Origin of the sequence: Pseudonocardia cypriaca (genome assembly GCF_006717045.1) — a bacterium.
Classification (GTDB): domain Bacteria; phylum Actinomycetota; class Actinomycetes; order Mycobacteriales; family Pseudonocardiaceae; genus Pseudonocardia; species Pseudonocardia cypriaca.
Genome location: NZ_VFPH01000001.1, coordinates 1,134,707 through 1,150,187, shown reverse-complemented (window position 1 = coordinate 1,150,187; position 15,481 = coordinate 1,134,707). Strand labels below are relative to the sequence as shown.

Sequence of the window (15,481 nt, the reverse complement as noted above, 5' to 3'; positions counted from 1 at the left end):
CGAGGTCCGCGGCATAGCCATCCCGCTGCCGGTCGTCCCGCAAGACGGCATCGCTCACAGGTCCGACTGGACCGGCTGAGCCCCGATGACCGAGAGCAGCTGCAGCTTCTCGTAGCTCTCGCTGCCCGGAACCGCGGTGTAGACCATCATGTAGTGCGACTGCTCCGGGTCGAGCAGCCGCTGGCAGTTCAGCTCCAGCCGGCCGACCTCCGGGTGGACGAACCGCTTGGTGTCGTGGGGTCGGATCCCGATCTCCTGGTTGTCCCACACCCGCCGGAACTCCTCGCACTGCGCGAGGAGGAGGTCCGCGAGGTGCGCCGCCCGGGAACCGGGACCGCGCAACGTGACGATCGCGCGCAGGCCCGCGGCGTACATCCGGGACAGGAACGCGTGGTCCTCCGGCGCGTACAGCCGCCGTGCGGCGGGGTCGGTGAACCAGCGGTAGCCGTTGCTGCGCGCCGGACCCGTGTACCTGGTCGCGTCCCCGGTGAGGGCCACCCCGAGAGGGGTCTGGCGCAGGGTCTCGCCGAGCTCGGTGACGATCTCGGCGGGGGTGTCGGCCAGCCGGTCGAGGATGCGCAGCAGGCCGGGACTGATGTGCTCGCTGTCCGCGCCGCGGGTGGGCGGGTGGTGCCCGGCGAGGCGGAACAGGTGGTCGCGCTCGTCGAGCGAGAGGTGCAGGCCCTGCGCGATCGAGGCGATCATCTGCTCGGACGGCTGGGGCCCGCGTTCGCGCTCGAGGCGCGCGTAGTAGTCGGTCGACATGTGGCAGAGAGCAGCGACCTCCTCGCGCCGCAGCCCGCTGGTCCTGCGGCGTGATCCGCGCGGGAGGCCGACGTCCTCGGGCTGTAGTGACTCCCGGCGGTGGCGCAGGAACGCCCCCAGCCCGGCTCGGTCGATCATGGCCTGCCTCCTGGTCCTCGGTGCTGCGTCGTTCCTACCGGCAGTGGGCGCGGCCAGCCACGGCTCGTCGAGCCCCCCATCGGGCGGCCGCGGTGGCTCGCTCAGCCACGGATCGGGAGGCCGTGGATGTCCTTCCGGCGACGAGCGAGTCTCGATGGCACATCCAGCACCCACGGAGGAACGACGCATGGACAGCGAGATGGCCACGGCGCCGCAGCGAGGCCTCACCGTCGACGACGAGCGGCCGACCATCGCCACGGCCACGCGTCGGGCCGTGGAGAGGTCGGGGGGCTGGACCGGGGTCGCCATCGCCTCCGCTCCCACGGTCGCGTTCGTCATCGCCAACGCCGTCGCCGGGCTGACCTGGGCGTTCATCGCCCTCGCCGGGGCCGCATCCGTGGCCTTCGGCGTGCGGCTCGTGCGCCGGGAGTCCCTCAGGGTGGCACTGATCGGCCTGGTCGTCGCCGCCGGGTGCGCGCTGGTCGCCGCCCTCACCGGGGAAGCGCGGGGCTTCTTCCTCGTCCCCACCCTGCTGCCCGCCGGATGGGTGCTGGCCTTCCTCGGCTCGGTGCTCGTCGGGCGGCCCCTGACCGGGGTCGCGCTCAACCGCCTGGCCCGCGGGCCTCGCAACTGGCGCCGGCACCCCGCGCTGCGGCGCGTCTACAACGTCACGTCGCTGATCGCGGCAGGCATCTGCTTCGTCAACTTCGTCCTCGGCGGGGTGCTCTACCTCACCGACCAGCTGGCCGCCATGGCCGCCATGGACGTCGCCGTCATGCCGGTGCCCTTCGTGCTGGCCGCCTTCACCGTCGCCGCCGCCCGCCGCGCGATCCGCCGCTCGGCCGCCGCCACCCCGACCCCCCGCAGCTGACCGGCCCCGCACGACCGCCGAGCCGGATGCAGGACCAACCACCAGGAGCACCGTCATGCCACGCACCCGCCCCGACATCACCGTCCCCGACCTGACCGGCAAGCGCGCCGTCGTCACCGGCGCCAGCGACGGCTTCGGCCTCGGTCTCGCCACCCGCCTCGCCGCCGCAGGCGCCGAGGTCGTCATGCCCGTCCGCAACCCGGCCAAGGGACACGCCGCGATCGGCAGGATCGCCGACCAGGTGCCCGGCGCGCACGTCTCGCTGCGCGAGCTCGACCTGTCCTCGCTCGCCTCCGTCGCCGCCCTCGGCGAGACCCTGCGGGCCGAGGGCCGGCCGATCCACATCCTCGTCAACAACGCCGGCGTCATGGAGCCCCCGGACCGGCTGACCACCACCGACGGGTTCGAGCTGCAGTTCGGCACCAACCACCTCGGCCACGTCGCCCTCATCGCCCACCTGCTGCCGCTGCTGCGCTCCGGCCACGCCCGCATCACCAACCAGCTCAGCCTCGCCGCCCGCTTCGGCACCATCAGCTGGGACGACCTGAACTGGGAACGCAGCTACGCCAGCCGCGGCGCCTACGCCCAGTCCAAGATCGCTTTCGGGCTCTTCGGCCTGGAGCTCGACCGGCGCAGCCAGGCGGGCGGCTGGGGCATCACCAGCAACATCTCCCACCCCGGAGTCGCCCCGACCAACCTGCTCGCCGCCCAACCGCACATGGGACGCGACCAGGCCGTCCCCCAGTACCGCCTGATCCGAATGCTGTCCCGCTGGGGCGTCATGGGGACGGTCGAGACAGCCGTGCTGCCGGCGCTGTACGCCGCGACCTCCCCCGACGCCCGCGGCGGCCGGTTCTACGGTCCGAACGGGTTCGGCGGCCTCTCCGGCGCCCCCGCCGAGCAGACCCTCTACCGCCCGCTCCGCAGCACCGAGGACGCCGAGCGCGTCTGGCGCGTTTCCCAGGAACTGGCGAAGGTGTCCTTCACCGCGCCGCAACCGCACCCCGGGCCACGCCAGGCGGGGTGATCGTCAGGATCCCCAGCGCCCCGATGCGGTCCGGGTCGACGTCGTCCCGGGTCGTCAGAACCCCGACGGTCAGCGCCCGTACGACCCTCAGCTCGCCGACCGGGCGCGGTCACGCAGTTCGGCGAACTCGCCGAGCCGTACCCGCACCATCTCGATGACGGCACGCACGGCCGGCGAGCACCGACGTCCCGCGCGGGTGGCCGCCACGACCTGCCGCTCCAGTACCGGCGCGAATGCCACGGCTTCGAACAGGCCTGCGTCCAGGTCGTCCCGAACGAACGTGTGCGGCAGGACGGAGCAGAACTCCCCCCGCGCCACGAGGTCCCTGACCCGGTGGATGGAGTCCGTGCGGGAACCGATGTCCTCCGCGACCTGCCCCAGCTCGACGCTCGCGCGCAGTAGATCGCGAAAGCCCGGAGTCAGGACCAGCCGAAGGGACTGGAGAACGCCCGGGGTGGCGTGGTCGCCGACGTCGGGAAGCATGCCCTGCCTCGCGACGAGCAGCATCTCGTCCGAACCGAGTGCGGTGACCGACAGGTGCGGGTTCGCGTGACAGGGCTGATGGGTGAAGATGCCGAGGTCCAGTCGCCCCTCCTCGACCCATTCCCCGAGGAACATCGGCAAGGCCTCGACGATCTCGATACGGGCCTGCTCGTGCTCATCGGCGAACCGTTCCTCCAGGTAACCGGCCAGCCCGGGGACGAGCGACGGCGACAGGCCGAGTCGCACGGTTCCCACCAGCGATGCAGCAGCCTCCCGAACCGCCGACCTGATGTCGTCCACGTAGCCGAGAAGGGTCTGGGCCATCTCGTCGAGGCGGGCACCGGCGACCGTCGGACGGACGCCTTCGGGAAGTCGCACCAGTAGCTCGACGCCCAACTCGCGCTCGAGCGCCTGGACCTGCTTGCTGAGAGCGGGCTGGCCGACGTACAGCTTGCGGGCGGCGCGGCTGAAGCTCCCCTCGCGGACGATTGTCGTGAAGTACTGGATCTGCCGGATGTCCACCGGATCACCCCGTCCCGGCCGCTCGGCCGCGCCGGCGATCCGGGTGGCGCTGTCACGGCTGTACCTCCGCCACCGTAACAAACGTATTCCTCGGAAGAATACGTGCTCAGCCCCGCCGCAACAGGAATCGCTGGATCTTGCCGCTCGGCGTCTTCGGCAGCGCATCGACGAAGTGGACCGTACGCGGGTAGGCGTGGCGCGAGTACGTGTCCCGGACGAGGACCTGGAGCTCCCGGGCCAGCGCGTCGTGCGCTTCCGGTGGGGCGCTCGTGACGACGAACGCCTCGACGACCTCGCCGCGGACGCCTTCGGGGTCCGGCCGCCCGACCACGGCCACGTCGACGACCGCGGGGTGCGTGACCAGCACGCTCTCGACGTCGAACGGACCGATGCGATACCCCGAGGCCAGGATGACGTCGTCGTCGCGGGCCGTGAAGAAGAAGTACCCGTCCTCGTCCGTGCGGCCGGCGTCGCCGGTCAGGTACCACCTCCCGGCCTCGATGAAGCGTTCGGCCGACTTCTCCGGTGCGTCCTGGTAGCCCTCGAACCAGAACAACCGGCTCGCCGACGCGTCGACGGCGATCTGGCCGTCCACCGCACCGGCGACGAAGCCGGGCAGCGGATGCCCCATCGAGCCCGCCCGGATCGGCCGAGCGACGTCCTCGTGCCAATGGTTGCCGATGACCATGCCCAGCTCGGTCTGGCCGTAGTGGTCCGCGATCGGGACCCCGAACGTCGTCTTCCCCCACTCCACCACGTCCGGGGTGAGCGGCTCACCGGCGGACGATGCCCGGCGTAGCGGGACCGGCCCGGCCGCCGCCTTGCTCATCGCCCGGTACATGGTGGGGGCACCGGCGAAGTTGGTGACGCCGAACCGCTGCATCACGGCCGCTGTCGACCCGGGGGTGAACGTCCCACGGGACAGCAGGTTGGCCCGCCCGCCCACCATGGGCGCAACGACGCCGTAGTAGAGCCCGTAGGCCCAGCCCGGGTCCGCCGCGTTCCAGTAGACGTCCTCGGCCCGCACGTCGAGCCCGTAGTGCAGGTAGGTCTGGAAAGCGGCGAGCGCCCGCACGGGAACGACGACGCCCTTCGGCTTCCCGGTCGTGCCGCTGGTGTAGAGCTGCAGGAAGGCGCCGTCGCCGCCGACCGCCTCGGACGTGGTCCACGGCGCGCTGTCGCCGACGAGCCGGTCGACGTCCGGGCCGGTCTCGAGCACGTCGACACCCTCGAGCGCGTCGAGCTTCGCCCGCTGCTCCGGCTCGGTCAGGACCAGCCGGGTCTGCGCGCTCTCGACCCGCAGCCGGATCGCGCCGCCGGCGAAGGCCGTGAACAGCGGCACGTGCACCGCACCCAGCCGCCACAGCGCCAGCAGCGCGACGACGAGCTCGGGGCGCTTGGACATCAGGACCGCCACCCGGTCCCCACGCTCCACCCCCCGGTCGGCGAGGCCGGTGGCGAGGCGCCGGGACCGGTCGCCGAGCTCGCCGTAGGTCAGCGTCGACCCGGCCAGGTCCTCGTCCACGAACCGGAAGGCGACCGCGTCCGGGTCGTGGCGGTCGCAGAGCAGGGTGGCGACGTTCGCGTCGGGCGCCGCGTACTCGCTCAGCCAGCGCTCAACGGTGTCATCGACGTCCGGCACGGGACTCCTCCTCGAGTCGCAGCGGGATGACGTCGATCCCCTGCGTCACGGTCTGCCGGGTCTCCCCCAGCCCCACCCCACTGAGGCTAACCACGTCCCCCGGCTGCAGCCAGCGCGGGAAATCTCCCAGCTCAGAGGTGTCTACGTGCTCGAGCAGGCAGCCACCGGGAACCGTGCCGGACCCGATCACCGCACCCGGCGGGAGATCCGTCCCCCGCGAGATGTAGGCGAGTAGCTCGCCGAAGGTCCAGTCCATCTGGGCGAGCGTTCCCCGGGTCAGCTCCTCACCGTTGACCGTCGCGGACAGCTCGAGCACCAGACGCCCGTCCCGGCGGTGCGGTTCGAGCTCGTCGACGGTGACCAGCGCAGGCCCCAGCGTGATGGCGCTGTCCTTGCTCTTGGCCATCCCGATGCCCTGGGCCATGTCCACGACCTGGTGGTCGCGCGCGGTCCAGTCGTTGTAGAGCGTGAAGCCGGCGATGTGCTCCTCGGCGCGGTGCGGGTGCAGGTCGCGGCCACCCCGCCCGATCACGGCGCCGAGCTCGAGCTCGAAGTCGAACATCGTGGAACCCGGCGAGATCGGGACGTCGTCGTACGGCCCGACGATCGCGTCGGCGTTGGCGAAGTAGAAGGCGGGGCTCCGCGACCACACCTCGGCCAACCGGACGTCCCGGCCGAGCGCCCGGTAGCACCCGCGGAGGTGGTCGAGGAAGCACAGCCCGTCCCGCACCGACGGCGGACGACGCAGCGGGGCGAGCAGCCGCACCTCGGCCAGTGCGCGGACCTCCGCGGGCGCGCGCCGCGCGTCCTCCCCCGCCTCGGTGAGACCGCCGCTCGCCAGCAGCCCCTCCAGGGTCGTGCCCGCGGCGAGCCCTCGGACGGACCCGCCGTCGAGCACGCCGGTGCGGACGCCGTCTCCCGCCTCGTAGGTGACCCACTTCATGACATCGCTCCTTCGAGTCCGGGCCGGCCGGTTGCTGCGGGGTCGCCGGCCTTCGAGAACCCGTGGGTCGGACGGGCTCCTCGGCCGAGGTGGATGGGGACCCGCAGGACGACGAAGGCGGCGACGGTCGTCAGGCCGCACGCGACCAGCACCACGTACATGGGCGCCCCGAGCCCGACGTTCGCGACCAGCCACACCAGGATCAGGTTGAGGAAGCCGCCTAGCACCGCGACGACCAGGTTGTACGGCAGCGAGAAGCCGGTCTGTCGCACCTCGGTCGGGAAGATGGCAGAGACCAGGCCAGGGGCTGAGGCCGCGATCCCACCGGCCGACAGCGCCGCGGGCAGTTGCACCCACACGGCGAGCCCGGATCCCGGAGGCAGGGCGGGGATGACGACCAGGAGCAACACCGTGGTCGCCGCGGTCGACAGACCGGCCCAGAGCAGCATCCGGCTCCAGCCGTACCGGTCGGCGACGTAACCCCATGCCGGCATGGCCGCCATCGCGCCCGCGATCGAGATCAGGCTGGCGGCCAGCGACGTCGTCGAGGAGTAGCCGAGGACGGTCTGCAGGTAGGTCGGCCAGAAGTTGAAGTAGGTGATGTTCACGAGCGTCAGGGCGATGACGAGGAGGACCGCGTACCCGACCGCACGGCGGTGCTTGCCGAGCACCTCACGAACCGGAGCGGCCGGACGCTTGCCCTCCTCGACGGTCTCGCGGACGAATGCGGGCGTCTCGTCGATCCTGCGTCGCAGGTAGATCGCCACGACCCCGAGCAACCCGCCGACGACGAACGGAAGCCGCCATGCGAGCGAGGGCAGCTCCGGTGTCAGGTGCGTCGCCACGAGGCCGGCCACGAACGCAGCCGCCGCACCGAGCAGGAACCCGCTGTACGCCGTCATCTGCTGGAAGGCGCCAGCCCGCGCGACGCCGTCCGGCCGGGCGTGCTCGGTGACGAAGACCGCGGCCGCGGGGATCTCCCCACCCACCGCGCAGCCCTGGGCGACCCGCAGCAGCAACAGCAGCACCGGCGCGAGCACGCCGATCCGGTCGTAGGTCGGCAGCAGCCCGATGAGCAGCGTGGCCACCGACATGACGACAACGGTCAGGATGAACAACCGCTTCCGCCCGACCCGGTCGGCCACCCTGGCGATGAGGATCCCGGCGACCGGCCTGATCAGGAGACCGGTCGAGTAGATGGCGAAGGTCTGGACCAGCCTCATCGTCGGCGACATGTCGGCCGGGAAGAACGCCTGACCGATCAAGGTCGCCACGTAGAGGTAGACGACGAAGTCGTAGTACTCGAGTGCGGCGCCCAACGAGCCCAGGCGGATGTTCCGCCTGGCCCTCCGTTCGGCCTCGACCGACGATGATTGCGTCATTGCAAGGCATCCTTTGTGAGGCGCGTGGCCATCGGACGCGCCGAGGCCCACGAGGTGATGGAACCGACTCGGCCTTCTCCGCTAGTCGTCGAAGTCGACGGCCGCGTGCGGCCAGTTCACTGCGTCGAGCAGGTGGTCGTGGGACTCCTGCACGCGGCGCCGGACCTCGTCCAGGTCGACGCCGATCAGCCGGCCGTCCCACTTGACGACACGGCCGTTCACGAGCACGGCGGTGACGGACTCCACCCCGGCGCCCTGCACGACCGAGGCCAGCACGTTGTTCCGGGGGAAGAGATGTGGCGCCGACGCGTCGACGAGGATGACGTCGGCCTTCTTGCCCGGAGTCAGCGATCCTGCGACGTCCCCCACGCCGCAGTTGTTCGCGCCCTGCTGGGTGGCGGACTGCAAGATCTCCCGCAGGGTCGCCGAGGCACTTCCGGAACGGTGCTGGTCGACCCGCTGCACCAGGTGGAGCGCACGCATCTCGGCGAACATGTCGATCGCGTAGGTCATCGGGTTGTCGTTGCTCAGCCCCGGCCGCAGCCCCTGCTCGACCCATTCGTCGTACGGGATCCGGCCGTACCGGAACTGGGACTCGATACGGGGGCACACGTTCACCTGCGCCCCGTTGTCGATCACGAGCTGCCGCTGGTCACGTGAGAGGAAGTTCGCGTGGTTGATCGCCTCCCGTCCATCGAAGGATCCATCCGCGTACAACCGGGCGAGGTCCTGCTTCTCGATCCCGCTGTCGAAGGAGAACCACACATCGAGTTCTTTGCGGACGGGCAGGAGGTCGGTGAGGTCGTCGAAGCCGGCCGCGAAGAGACGCATCGAGCACAGGTCGTCGTCGTCGCCGAAGTACCGGTCCCGCAACCGCCGGGCATCGGCCGGGAACGGGTCGGCCCAGGTGCCGGCACGAGGGCGTCCGACGGCGTGCACACCGCGCACCCCGGACGCGAGCAGCGCCTCGACCCCGGCATCGGAGTGCTCGGGCGAGCGGGCGTTGTGCATGTTGTCGACGACCGTGGTGATCCCGCCGTTGAGCGCGGCCAGCAGGGTGTTCAGGGTGCCCGCGTAGATGTCCTCCGGGCGGCACGCCGGGGCGAACGCCCGATGGGCGGCGTACATGTAGCTGCGGCCCGACACCGGGGCACCGCCGATCGCGTCCTCGGTGGTCTGGGGGATGTTCTCCGGGATGATCCGGCCGAGTGAGCCCTCCCAGCAGTGGATGTGCGGGTCGCAGAAGCCCGGCATGACGATGTGGTGACGCGCGTCGATGACGACCGCCTCCGGCGCGGAGATCGAGGCCCCGACCGCGGCGACCCGGTCCCCGACGATCAGCACGTCGCCGACGGCGAAGTCGCCGACGTCACCGTCCATCGACAGCACCGACCCCCCTCGGAGGAGGATCTGCTGGTTCGCCTCCACCGATCGCCCGGCGGCATGCCGCTCGAGGAGGGCCGCGAGACGGCGCTCGGCAGACGGATCCGGTCGCGCATTCCCGTCAGCACTCATCGAACCTCGATTCCACGATTCAGGGAGCGGTGTCGAATCATCTCGGTAGGAGCGGATCTGCTCAGCTCGCGTCGTCGGCGAGCACGATCTCCATCGCTTCCTGCCACGAGAGATCGCTGAGGTCGGGTCGGAGCTCGGCGTACACCGCGCGAATCGACTGGAACGCCCGGGACGCGTGCGGCCACAGGCGGTACTCGCCGGGGTCGAAGCTGCGGTAGGCCTGCTCCAGCGGCGTACCGGCCTCGACGCACCGGGCAGCGTGTTCGAGCAGGCGGGAGAGGTAGTTCCGCGTCTCACGGACGCCCGAGGTGCCGGCCACCGGGCCGTGGCCGGGCACCACGACGGCGGGGTCGAGCGAGAGGATGACGTCGCAGGCCGCGATGTAGTTCGAGACCGGACCCGCCCACACGATGGGCGTGGAACGGTGGAAGAGGATGTCGCCTGCGTAGACGACGCCGGCTTCCGGGATGTGCACGATCGCGTCGCCGCCGGTGTGGGCGGGTCCCACCTCGCGCAGCTCCACCGCCCCGTCGCCGACCTCGAGCGTGCGGGCACCGTCGAAGGTCTCGGTCGGGTACACCGGTCGCCAGCCCTCGTAGTCGTAGATCGACGCGCGCCACCGCGACCAGCGGCGCAGCGCGGTGCCCTCGTCCCCGACGTCGGAGAGGCGGCGGGGATCGACCCGCAGCGTCCGCATACCGGCCGCGGCGGCCGTGGTGGCGACGATGCGGGCGCCGTCGAACACCGTGTTCCCGAACCAGTGGTCACCGTCCTCGTGGGTGTTGACCACGGTCGTGACCGAACCGGGCCCACCGAGGTCGGTGGCCGCAGCGCGGACGGCACGGGCACGCCCGACGTCGTTCTGGGTGTCGATGACGAGCATCTCGTCACCGATCCGCACGAGACCCGAGTTGCTCAGACCCCAGCTCCCGGGCGGTTCGAACCACGCCCAGCAGCTGGGCGCCACTTCGTGCAACCCTCGTGAGAACGGCACAGATGCCATGGCGCTTCTCCTGTCCATGATCGTGTGCTGTGCCGGGATCACCCCCACTTGCCGCCTGCCCCTGGTGCGAAGTAGTGCCCCTGGTCCAGGTCCGCGAGCAGGCCCGGCTCGCGCGGTGTCCAGCCCGTCAGCTCGCGGGTGAGGGCGCTGGAGGCCGGGCCGTCGAGGTCGAGGAACGTCGCGAGGAAGCCGAAGTGCTCGTCGACCTCCTCGGCCGGAAGCGAGCGCGCCGGGACGTCGAGGTGACGGCCGATCGCCTCGGCGATCTGCCGCACCGGGATGGCCTCGTCGGCCACGGCGTGCAGCACGGATCCCGCCGGCGCCACCTCGATCGCCAGCCGGAACAGGCGCGCGGCGTCACGGACGTGCACCGCCGTCCAGCGCGACGACCCGTCACCCGGGTAGCCGGAGAACCCGTGCTTGCGGGCGATCTCGACGAGCGTGGCCATGAACCCGGCGTCGCCCTCTCCGTGGACGGTCGGCGACAGGCGCACGACCGACGCCCGCTGCCCGCGCTCGGCGAGGGCGAGCGCGGCGCTCGGCCCGGGCTGCCGATGGTCGCTCACCGAGCCCGGGGCGGGCGAGTCGCGCTCGGTGGCGGGGTTCGCCCCATCCCGCGCGAGCCCGAGGATGCCTCCGGCGACGGCGATCGACCCGCCGGGCGGCAGGCCCGCCCCCAGGGCCTCGATCGCGGCGGCGTCCGACGCGACGGCGTCGGCGAAGCGCCCCGCGAAGGCGATGTCGTGCCGGAAGGCGAGGTGAACGACGGCGTCGGCCGCCGCGGCCGCCTCGCGCAGCACGTCGAGGTCCTCGACCGACCCGCGGACGACCGTGGCACCCCGCGCCTCGACGGCGGCCGCCGACGCGTCCGACCGGGCGAGCCCGGTGACCACGTGCCCTGCTCCGACGAGCTCGGGGACGACCGCGGATCCGATCCATCCCGACGCACCGGTGACCAGTACGCGCATGCAAGCACCTCCAACATCGTCAGCGACTGCCGTGAACAGCACGACGCTGACGCGGCGAATCCGACCATGCCCTCGATTTCGACGGATTCAGGCATCTCCACCCGATTCCGCAGGGCAATTGGCGGACTGCCGCACGAACCGCGACAACGACGACGCTAACAGCAGACCAGAGGTGACCCAAATATCCGTTCGGCATGGCGCCCATTCCTCACAGGAATGAGCGCGAGCGGACCGCCGGGCAGAGCATTCATTCAGTCAGCGCCACCCTTGGCGGTTCAGCGCATCGTGGATCCGCCGTCGACGACGAGGACCTGTCCGGTCAGTGCTTCCGCGCCGTCGGAGGCGAGGAAGGCGACGGCGTTGGCGCTGTCTTCGGGGACCAGTGCGCGCTTCATCGCCTGCGTGGCGACGACCGCCTCGATCTGACCGGGGTCGTTGACGCTCCGCGCGATGGGTGTGTCGGTGAGACCCGGTGCCACCGCGGTGACCGCGATTCCGTCGGCTCCCAGGTCGACGGCCAGCGTGCGCATGATGCCGATCATGGCGCCCTTGCTGGCCACGTAGGGCAGGAACCGGGCACCCGGCGGCGACCAGAGCGTGTCGGAGGCGACGAACACGATGCGTCCGAACTTGCGCTCGGCCATTCCGGGCGTGAACGCCTGCGCCAGCCACAGCGGGGCTTCCACGTTGACGGCCTGGACGGTTCGCCAACGCCCCGCGTCGAGTTCGCTCAGGGGCATCGGATCGATGACGGCGGCGCAGTGGACCAGGACATCGACCCGCCCGTACCGGTCCAGCACCTCGGCCGCGGCGCGCTTGGTCGCCGACTCCGATGCCAGATCGGCGAGGATGTCCCCGCCGCGGCGGCCGAGAACGACCGTCCGGTACCCCGCCGTGTCGAGCGCCGTGACGATGGCGCTCCCGATCGCGCCCGTGCCACCGGTGACGACGGCGACTCGCTGCTCACTCGTCATGGGTACCTGCCTTCTCCAGGGTGGGTCGACCGTCACCACGCCGCGCGATGGGCGGGGCGGTGTCGGGGTGGTGAGTCGCGGAGCGAGCGCTAGTCGCGTCCGACGGAGGGGTGACGGGTCCGCGAGATGCCGTTGTCGCGCCCATCGGCCGGCGGGAGCGCGGACGAGCCGAGGAGCGCCAGCTTCTCGGCGTCCGAGGAGCCGGCTTCGGCGTGGTAGACGACGAGGGTGATGCCGTCCGTTCCGCTGATCGCGAGCCGCTCCCGGTACAGCCGCACCTCGCCCACCTGCGGGTGGTCGAACGGGACCGAGGCACCGCGTTGGGTGCTCACGTCGTGGCGGTTCCACAGGGTGCGGAAGCGTGGGCTCGCGAGGGAGAGCTCTCCGACGAGCTCGATGAGCCGCTGGTCGTCGGTGTCGGTGCCGACGGACTGGCGGAGGCTGGAGACGTAGCACTTCGTGGTGCCGTCCCAGTCCAGGTGGAGGCCCCGCTCTGCCGGGTCGATGAACAGGTCGAGCAGTTGGTTGCCCCCGACCGACAGGCGCGGCGACAGCGCGGTGGCCATGGCGTTGGCGGCGAGGATGTCGAAGTAGCGCCCCTCGACGAACGCGGGATGCGGCAGGGCCGACAGGAGCTCGACGGTGCTGGCCGGCGCAGTCTCCTTCCGGGGCCTGCGTCGCGTCCGTCGGGGGTGGTCCGATACGAGGCTCAGCAGGTGGGCCAGGTGCTCGTCGTCGAGCTGCAGGACGCGTGCGATGGCCTGCAGCACCTGCACGGACGGGTTGCGGTCGCGTCCCCGCTCGAGGCGCAGGTAGTAGTCGACGCTGATCCCGGCGAGCATGGCGACCTCTTCGCGCCTCAAACCGGGCACCCGCCGCCCGCCGGCATCGGGGAGGCCCACCTGCTCGGCGGTGACGAGCTCGCGGCGTGCGCGGAGGTACTCGCCCAGGTGGTTCGGCCTGTCGGTCACACCAGCACGGTAATTCGCCCCGCACCAGGTTGAGGGGGTCCTGTCACTACCTGGGCCGGCCGGGGCACTGGTCCGGTCCCGGCGCCCGACGTCTTCTGGGTGCGGCACCACTCGTCCCACTCCACGAAGGAAAGAACCAAGCATGAGCTCGCGAGTGAACCGACAGATCATCCTGGCGGCCCGGCCGCACGGGAACCCGAAGGAGAGCGACTTCGAGATCGTCGAGCGCCCCGTTCCCGTCCCCGGCGACGGGCAGGTGCTCGTCCGGAACATCCTGTTCTCGTTGGACCCCTTCAACCGCATCCTGATGGGGAACGCGAACAGCGACCAGGCCCCCATCGAGCTCGGTGACACGATGTTCGGATTCACGGTCGCCGTCGTCGAGCAGAGCAACAATCCCGCCTTCGCCGTCGGCGACCACGTCGCCGGCATCTTCGGCACCACCGGCTGGCAGGACTACGCCGTGTCCGACGGATCGGACCTCCGGGTGGTCGACCCGGACGCTGCGCCGCTGGAGGCGAACCTCGGCGTGCTCGGCGTCACGGGTCTCACGGCGTGGGTCGGCCTGACCGAGATCCTCGACCCGAAGCCGGGAGGCACCCTCGTCGTCACCGCCGCGGCCGGTGCCGTCGGCTCGGCCGCAGCGCAGATCGGGAAGCTGCGGGGACACCGCGTCGTGGGGGTCGCCGGCGGCCCCGAGAAGACCCGCCACCTGCTCGAGGACCTCGGTCTGGCCGCCGCCGTCGACCACAGGGCGCCCGACTTCGCCGAGCAACTCGCCCGCGCCCTGCCCGACGGCATCGACACCGTCTACGAGAACGTGGGTGCCGCCCTGCTCCCCGCGCTGGTGCCGCACCTCAACCGGAACGCGCAGATCGCCGTGGGGGGCGTCATGTCGCAGATCACGCAGACCGGCTCCTTCGAGGGACCGGACAACCTGCCGGACCTGCTGAGGGCGGCCCTCTACAAGACCCTCACCATCCGCGGCTTCGACGTGACCGAGTTCTACGACCGCTACCCCGAGTTCCTCGCGGATCTCGCCCCCGCCGTCGCGGAGCAGGAGCTGCACTACAGCACGCACATCATCGATGGGGGCCTCGAGGTGATCCCCGCCGTGTTCCCGGAGATGTTCACCGGCCGCGGCCCCGGAAAGATGATCGCGAAGGCCGGCTGAGAGGTCGCTGTCACGCCACCTCGACGACCACCTTGCCGAGCGAACGGCCCTCGCCGACGTGGACGAGGGCCTGCGGTACCTCTTCGAGCGGGAACGTGCGATCGATGTGGATCCGGACCTCGCCGGCCACGCACCGCTCCGCGACCGGCTCGAAGTGCTCGGGCCCTGCCTTCACCGCGAGCACGCCGAGCCGGCGACCGGTCAACAGCCCCAGCACGGTGCCCAGCGTCAGCACGCGGAGCAGGGCGCGCGTGGTGCCACCGACGCAGAGGTACCGTCCCCCGCCGGCAAGGGCACGGCGGTAGGCGAAGACCGATCGGTGGGCGACCAGGTCGAGCACCAGGTCCTGCGGCTCGCCCCGGGTGAAGTCCTGGGTGCGGTGGTCGAGCACCTCGTCGGCGCCGACCGAGCGCATGAAGTCCAGCTTGTCCCCGTTGTCGACGGCGGTCACGTGGGCACCGGCCCGCTTGGCGAGCTGGATCGCGAACGAGCCCGACCCGCCGCCTCCCCCGTTGACCAACACCCGCAGGCCCGGCCTCGCGGTCGCCGTGCCCTGCCACGCGATCGGGCCGGCCTGCGGGATCGTCGAGGCCTCGACGAACGACAGCTCGGCGGGCTTGTGCGCCAGTGCAGAGGCGGGCGCGACGGCGTACTCCGCGAAGCCGCCCTTGAGCCACAGGTTGTCCCCGTACACCTCGTCGCCGACGGCGAAGCCGCTGACCTCGGGTCCGACCGCCTCGACCCACCCGGCGATGTCGGAGCCGAGTACCGGCCGCGCCGGCCTCCGCAGGCCACCGATCCGGGAGTAGAGCGGACTCCCCCGCAGGGTCTCCCAGTCCGACAGGTTCACCGATGTCGCGGCGACCCGGACCAGCAGCTGACCCCGCTCCGGCGACGGCACCGGCACATCCGCGACCCGCAGCACCGACGGCGGGCCGTAGCGGTCGTGGACGACGGCTCTCACGACAACTCGTCCTTCGCCCCAGCGGGGCCACCACGCACGCACGCAGCCTAGCCGGACGACACCCCGATCATGCTCGACACGAGGGCGGACATCCGTCGCCTCCTGACGGCGACCGTCCGCGTCTCACGGGTGTGAGACG

Annotated in this window: 14 protein-coding genes; 3 read left to right on the top strand and 11 right to left on the bottom strand. The window is 71.4% G+C overall.

Translation table 11 applies throughout. The features are described 5' to 3' along the window. Nucleotides 1-54 precede the first annotated feature (54 nt). Nucleotides 55-903 carry a helix-turn-helix transcriptional regulator gene (locus tag FB388_RS05380; RefSeq protein WP_142097717.1) on the bottom strand — a complete coding sequence of 283 codons (849 nt, stop codon included), beginning with the start codon at nucleotides 901-903 and terminating at the stop codon, nucleotides 55-57. Nucleotides 904-1,090: 187 nt separating this feature from the next. On the opposite strand from FB388_RS05380, the gene FB388_RS05375 reads away from it, so the two are divergent. Together FB388_RS05375 and FB388_RS05370 are read left to right on the top strand one after the other, a co-directional pair. Then, nucleotides 1,091-1,774 (top strand): DUF3159 domain-containing protein, encoded by a 684-nt coding sequence (locus FB388_RS05375; RefSeq protein ID WP_170225476.1) that lies wholly within the window; start codon nucleotides 1,091-1,093, stop codon nucleotides 1,772-1,774. A 55-nt stretch (nucleotides 1,775-1,829) separates the two neighbouring features. Further along, on the top strand, nucleotides 1,830-2,801 hold the full coding sequence (locus tag FB388_RS05370) for an SDR family oxidoreductase (protein WP_142097711.1): 972 nt from the start codon (nucleotides 1,830-1,832) through the stop codon (nucleotides 2,799-2,801). Nucleotides 2,802-2,888: 87 nt separating this feature from the next. Here the strand turns inward: FB388_RS05370 and FB388_RS05365 are convergent, their stop codons facing one another. The 9 genes from FB388_RS05365 to FB388_RS05325 form a co-directional block, all read right to left on the bottom strand. Further along, a complete protein-coding gene (locus tag FB388_RS05365; RefSeq protein ID WP_170225475.1) occupies nucleotides 2,889-3,806 on the bottom strand; it encodes a LysR family transcriptional regulator in 918 nt (305 codons plus the stop codon). Nucleotides 3,807-3,912: 106 nt separating this feature from the next. Next, nucleotides 3,913-5,448 carry an AMP-binding protein gene (locus FB388_RS05360; protein WP_142097705.1) on the bottom strand — a complete coding sequence of 512 codons (1,536 nt, stop codon included), beginning with the start codon at nucleotides 5,446-5,448 and terminating at the stop codon, nucleotides 3,913-3,915. Then, nucleotides 5,432-6,391 (bottom strand): fumarylacetoacetate hydrolase family protein, encoded by a 960-nt coding sequence (locus FB388_RS05355; protein ID WP_142097702.1) that lies wholly within the window; start codon nucleotides 6,389-6,391, stop codon nucleotides 5,432-5,434. Before FB388_RS05355 ends, FB388_RS05360 begins: the two co-directional genes overlap by 17 nt. Further along, nucleotides 6,388-7,773 carry an MFS transporter gene (locus FB388_RS05350; protein WP_142097699.1) on the bottom strand — a complete coding sequence of 462 codons (1,386 nt, stop codon included), beginning with the start codon at nucleotides 7,771-7,773 and terminating at the stop codon, nucleotides 6,388-6,390. Before FB388_RS05350 ends, FB388_RS05355 begins: the two co-directional genes overlap by 4 nt. 81 nt (nucleotides 7,774-7,854) lie before the next feature. Further along, nucleotides 7,855-9,153 carry an amidohydrolase family protein gene (locus FB388_RS05345; RefSeq protein ID WP_170225474.1) on the bottom strand — a complete coding sequence of 433 codons (1,299 nt, stop codon included), beginning with the start codon at nucleotides 9,151-9,153 and terminating at the stop codon, nucleotides 7,855-7,857. A 196-nt stretch (nucleotides 9,154-9,349) separates the two neighbouring features. Continuing rightward, a complete protein-coding gene (locus tag FB388_RS05340; RefSeq protein WP_211361776.1) occupies nucleotides 9,350-10,291 on the bottom strand; it encodes an MBL fold metallo-hydrolase in 942 nt (313 codons plus the stop codon). 38 nt (nucleotides 10,292-10,329) lie between these two features. Further along, the gene (locus FB388_RS05335) at nucleotides 10,330-11,259 is read right to left on the bottom strand and encodes an SDR family oxidoreductase (protein ID WP_142097690.1); all 930 of its coding nucleotides are present in this window, start codon (nucleotides 11,257-11,259) and stop codon (nucleotides 10,330-10,332) included. A gap of 275 nt (nucleotides 11,260-11,534) precedes the next feature. Continuing rightward, nucleotides 11,535-12,233, bottom strand: coding sequence for an SDR family NAD(P)-dependent oxidoreductase (locus tag FB388_RS05330; RefSeq protein ID WP_142097687.1), 699 nt, complete (start codon nucleotides 12,231-12,233; stop codon nucleotides 11,535-11,537). 89 nt (nucleotides 12,234-12,322) lie between these two features. Then, on the bottom strand, nucleotides 12,323-13,204 hold the full coding sequence (locus FB388_RS05325) for a helix-turn-helix domain-containing protein (RefSeq protein ID WP_142097684.1): 882 nt from the start codon (nucleotides 13,202-13,204) through the stop codon (nucleotides 12,323-12,325). A 154-nt stretch (nucleotides 13,205-13,358) separates the two neighbouring features. Here FB388_RS05325 and FB388_RS05320 point away from each other — a divergent pair, with 154 nt between their 5' ends. Then, nucleotides 13,359-14,378 carry an NADP-dependent oxidoreductase gene (locus FB388_RS05320; RefSeq protein ID WP_211361775.1) on the top strand — a complete coding sequence of 340 codons (1,020 nt, stop codon included), beginning with the start codon at nucleotides 13,359-13,361 and terminating at the stop codon, nucleotides 14,376-14,378. Between the two features lie 10 nt (nucleotides 14,379-14,388). Here FB388_RS05320 and FB388_RS05315 read toward each other — a convergent pair whose 3' ends face one another. Then, nucleotides 14,389-15,342: an NAD(P)-dependent alcohol dehydrogenase gene (locus FB388_RS05315; RefSeq protein ID WP_142097678.1), complete on the bottom strand. Its 954-nt coding sequence runs from the start codon at nucleotides 15,340-15,342 to the stop codon at nucleotides 14,389-14,391. Nucleotides 15,343-15,481: the final 139 nt, after the last annotated feature.

Bases quoted from the DNA above. Each gene is read 5' to 3' on its own strand.
- FB388_RS05380 (WP_142097717.1), bottom strand. From the start codon at position 903: ATGATCGACCGAGCCGGGCTGGGGGCGTTCCTGCGCCACCGCCGGGAG.
- FB388_RS05375 (WP_170225476.1), top strand. From the start codon at position 1,091: ATGGACAGCGAGATGGCCACGGCGCCGCAGCGAGGCCTCACCGTCGAC.
- FB388_RS05370 (WP_142097711.1), top strand. From the start codon at position 1,830: ATGCCACGCACCCGCCCCGACATCACCGTCCCCGACCTGACCGGCAAG.
- FB388_RS05355 (WP_142097702.1), bottom strand. From the start codon at position 6,391: ATGAAGTGGGTCACCTACGAGGCGGGAGACGGCGTCCGCACCGGCGTG.
- FB388_RS05350 (WP_142097699.1), bottom strand. From the start codon at position 7,773: ATGACGCAATCATCGTCGGTCGAGGCCGAACGGAGGGCCAGGCGGAAC.
- FB388_RS05345 (WP_170225474.1), bottom strand. From the start codon at position 9,153: ATGGACGGTGACGTCGGCGACTTCGCCGTCGGCGACGTGCTGATCGTC.
- FB388_RS05340 (WP_211361776.1), bottom strand. From the start codon at position 10,291: ATGGCATCTGTGCCGTTCTCACGAGGGTTGCACGAAGTGGCGCCCAGC.
- FB388_RS05335 (WP_142097690.1), bottom strand. From the start codon at position 11,259: ATGCGCGTACTGGTCACCGGTGCGTCGGGATGGATCGGATCCGCGGTC.
- FB388_RS05330 (WP_142097687.1), bottom strand. From the start codon at position 12,233: ATGACGAGTGAGCAGCGAGTCGCCGTCGTCACCGGTGGCACGGGCGCG.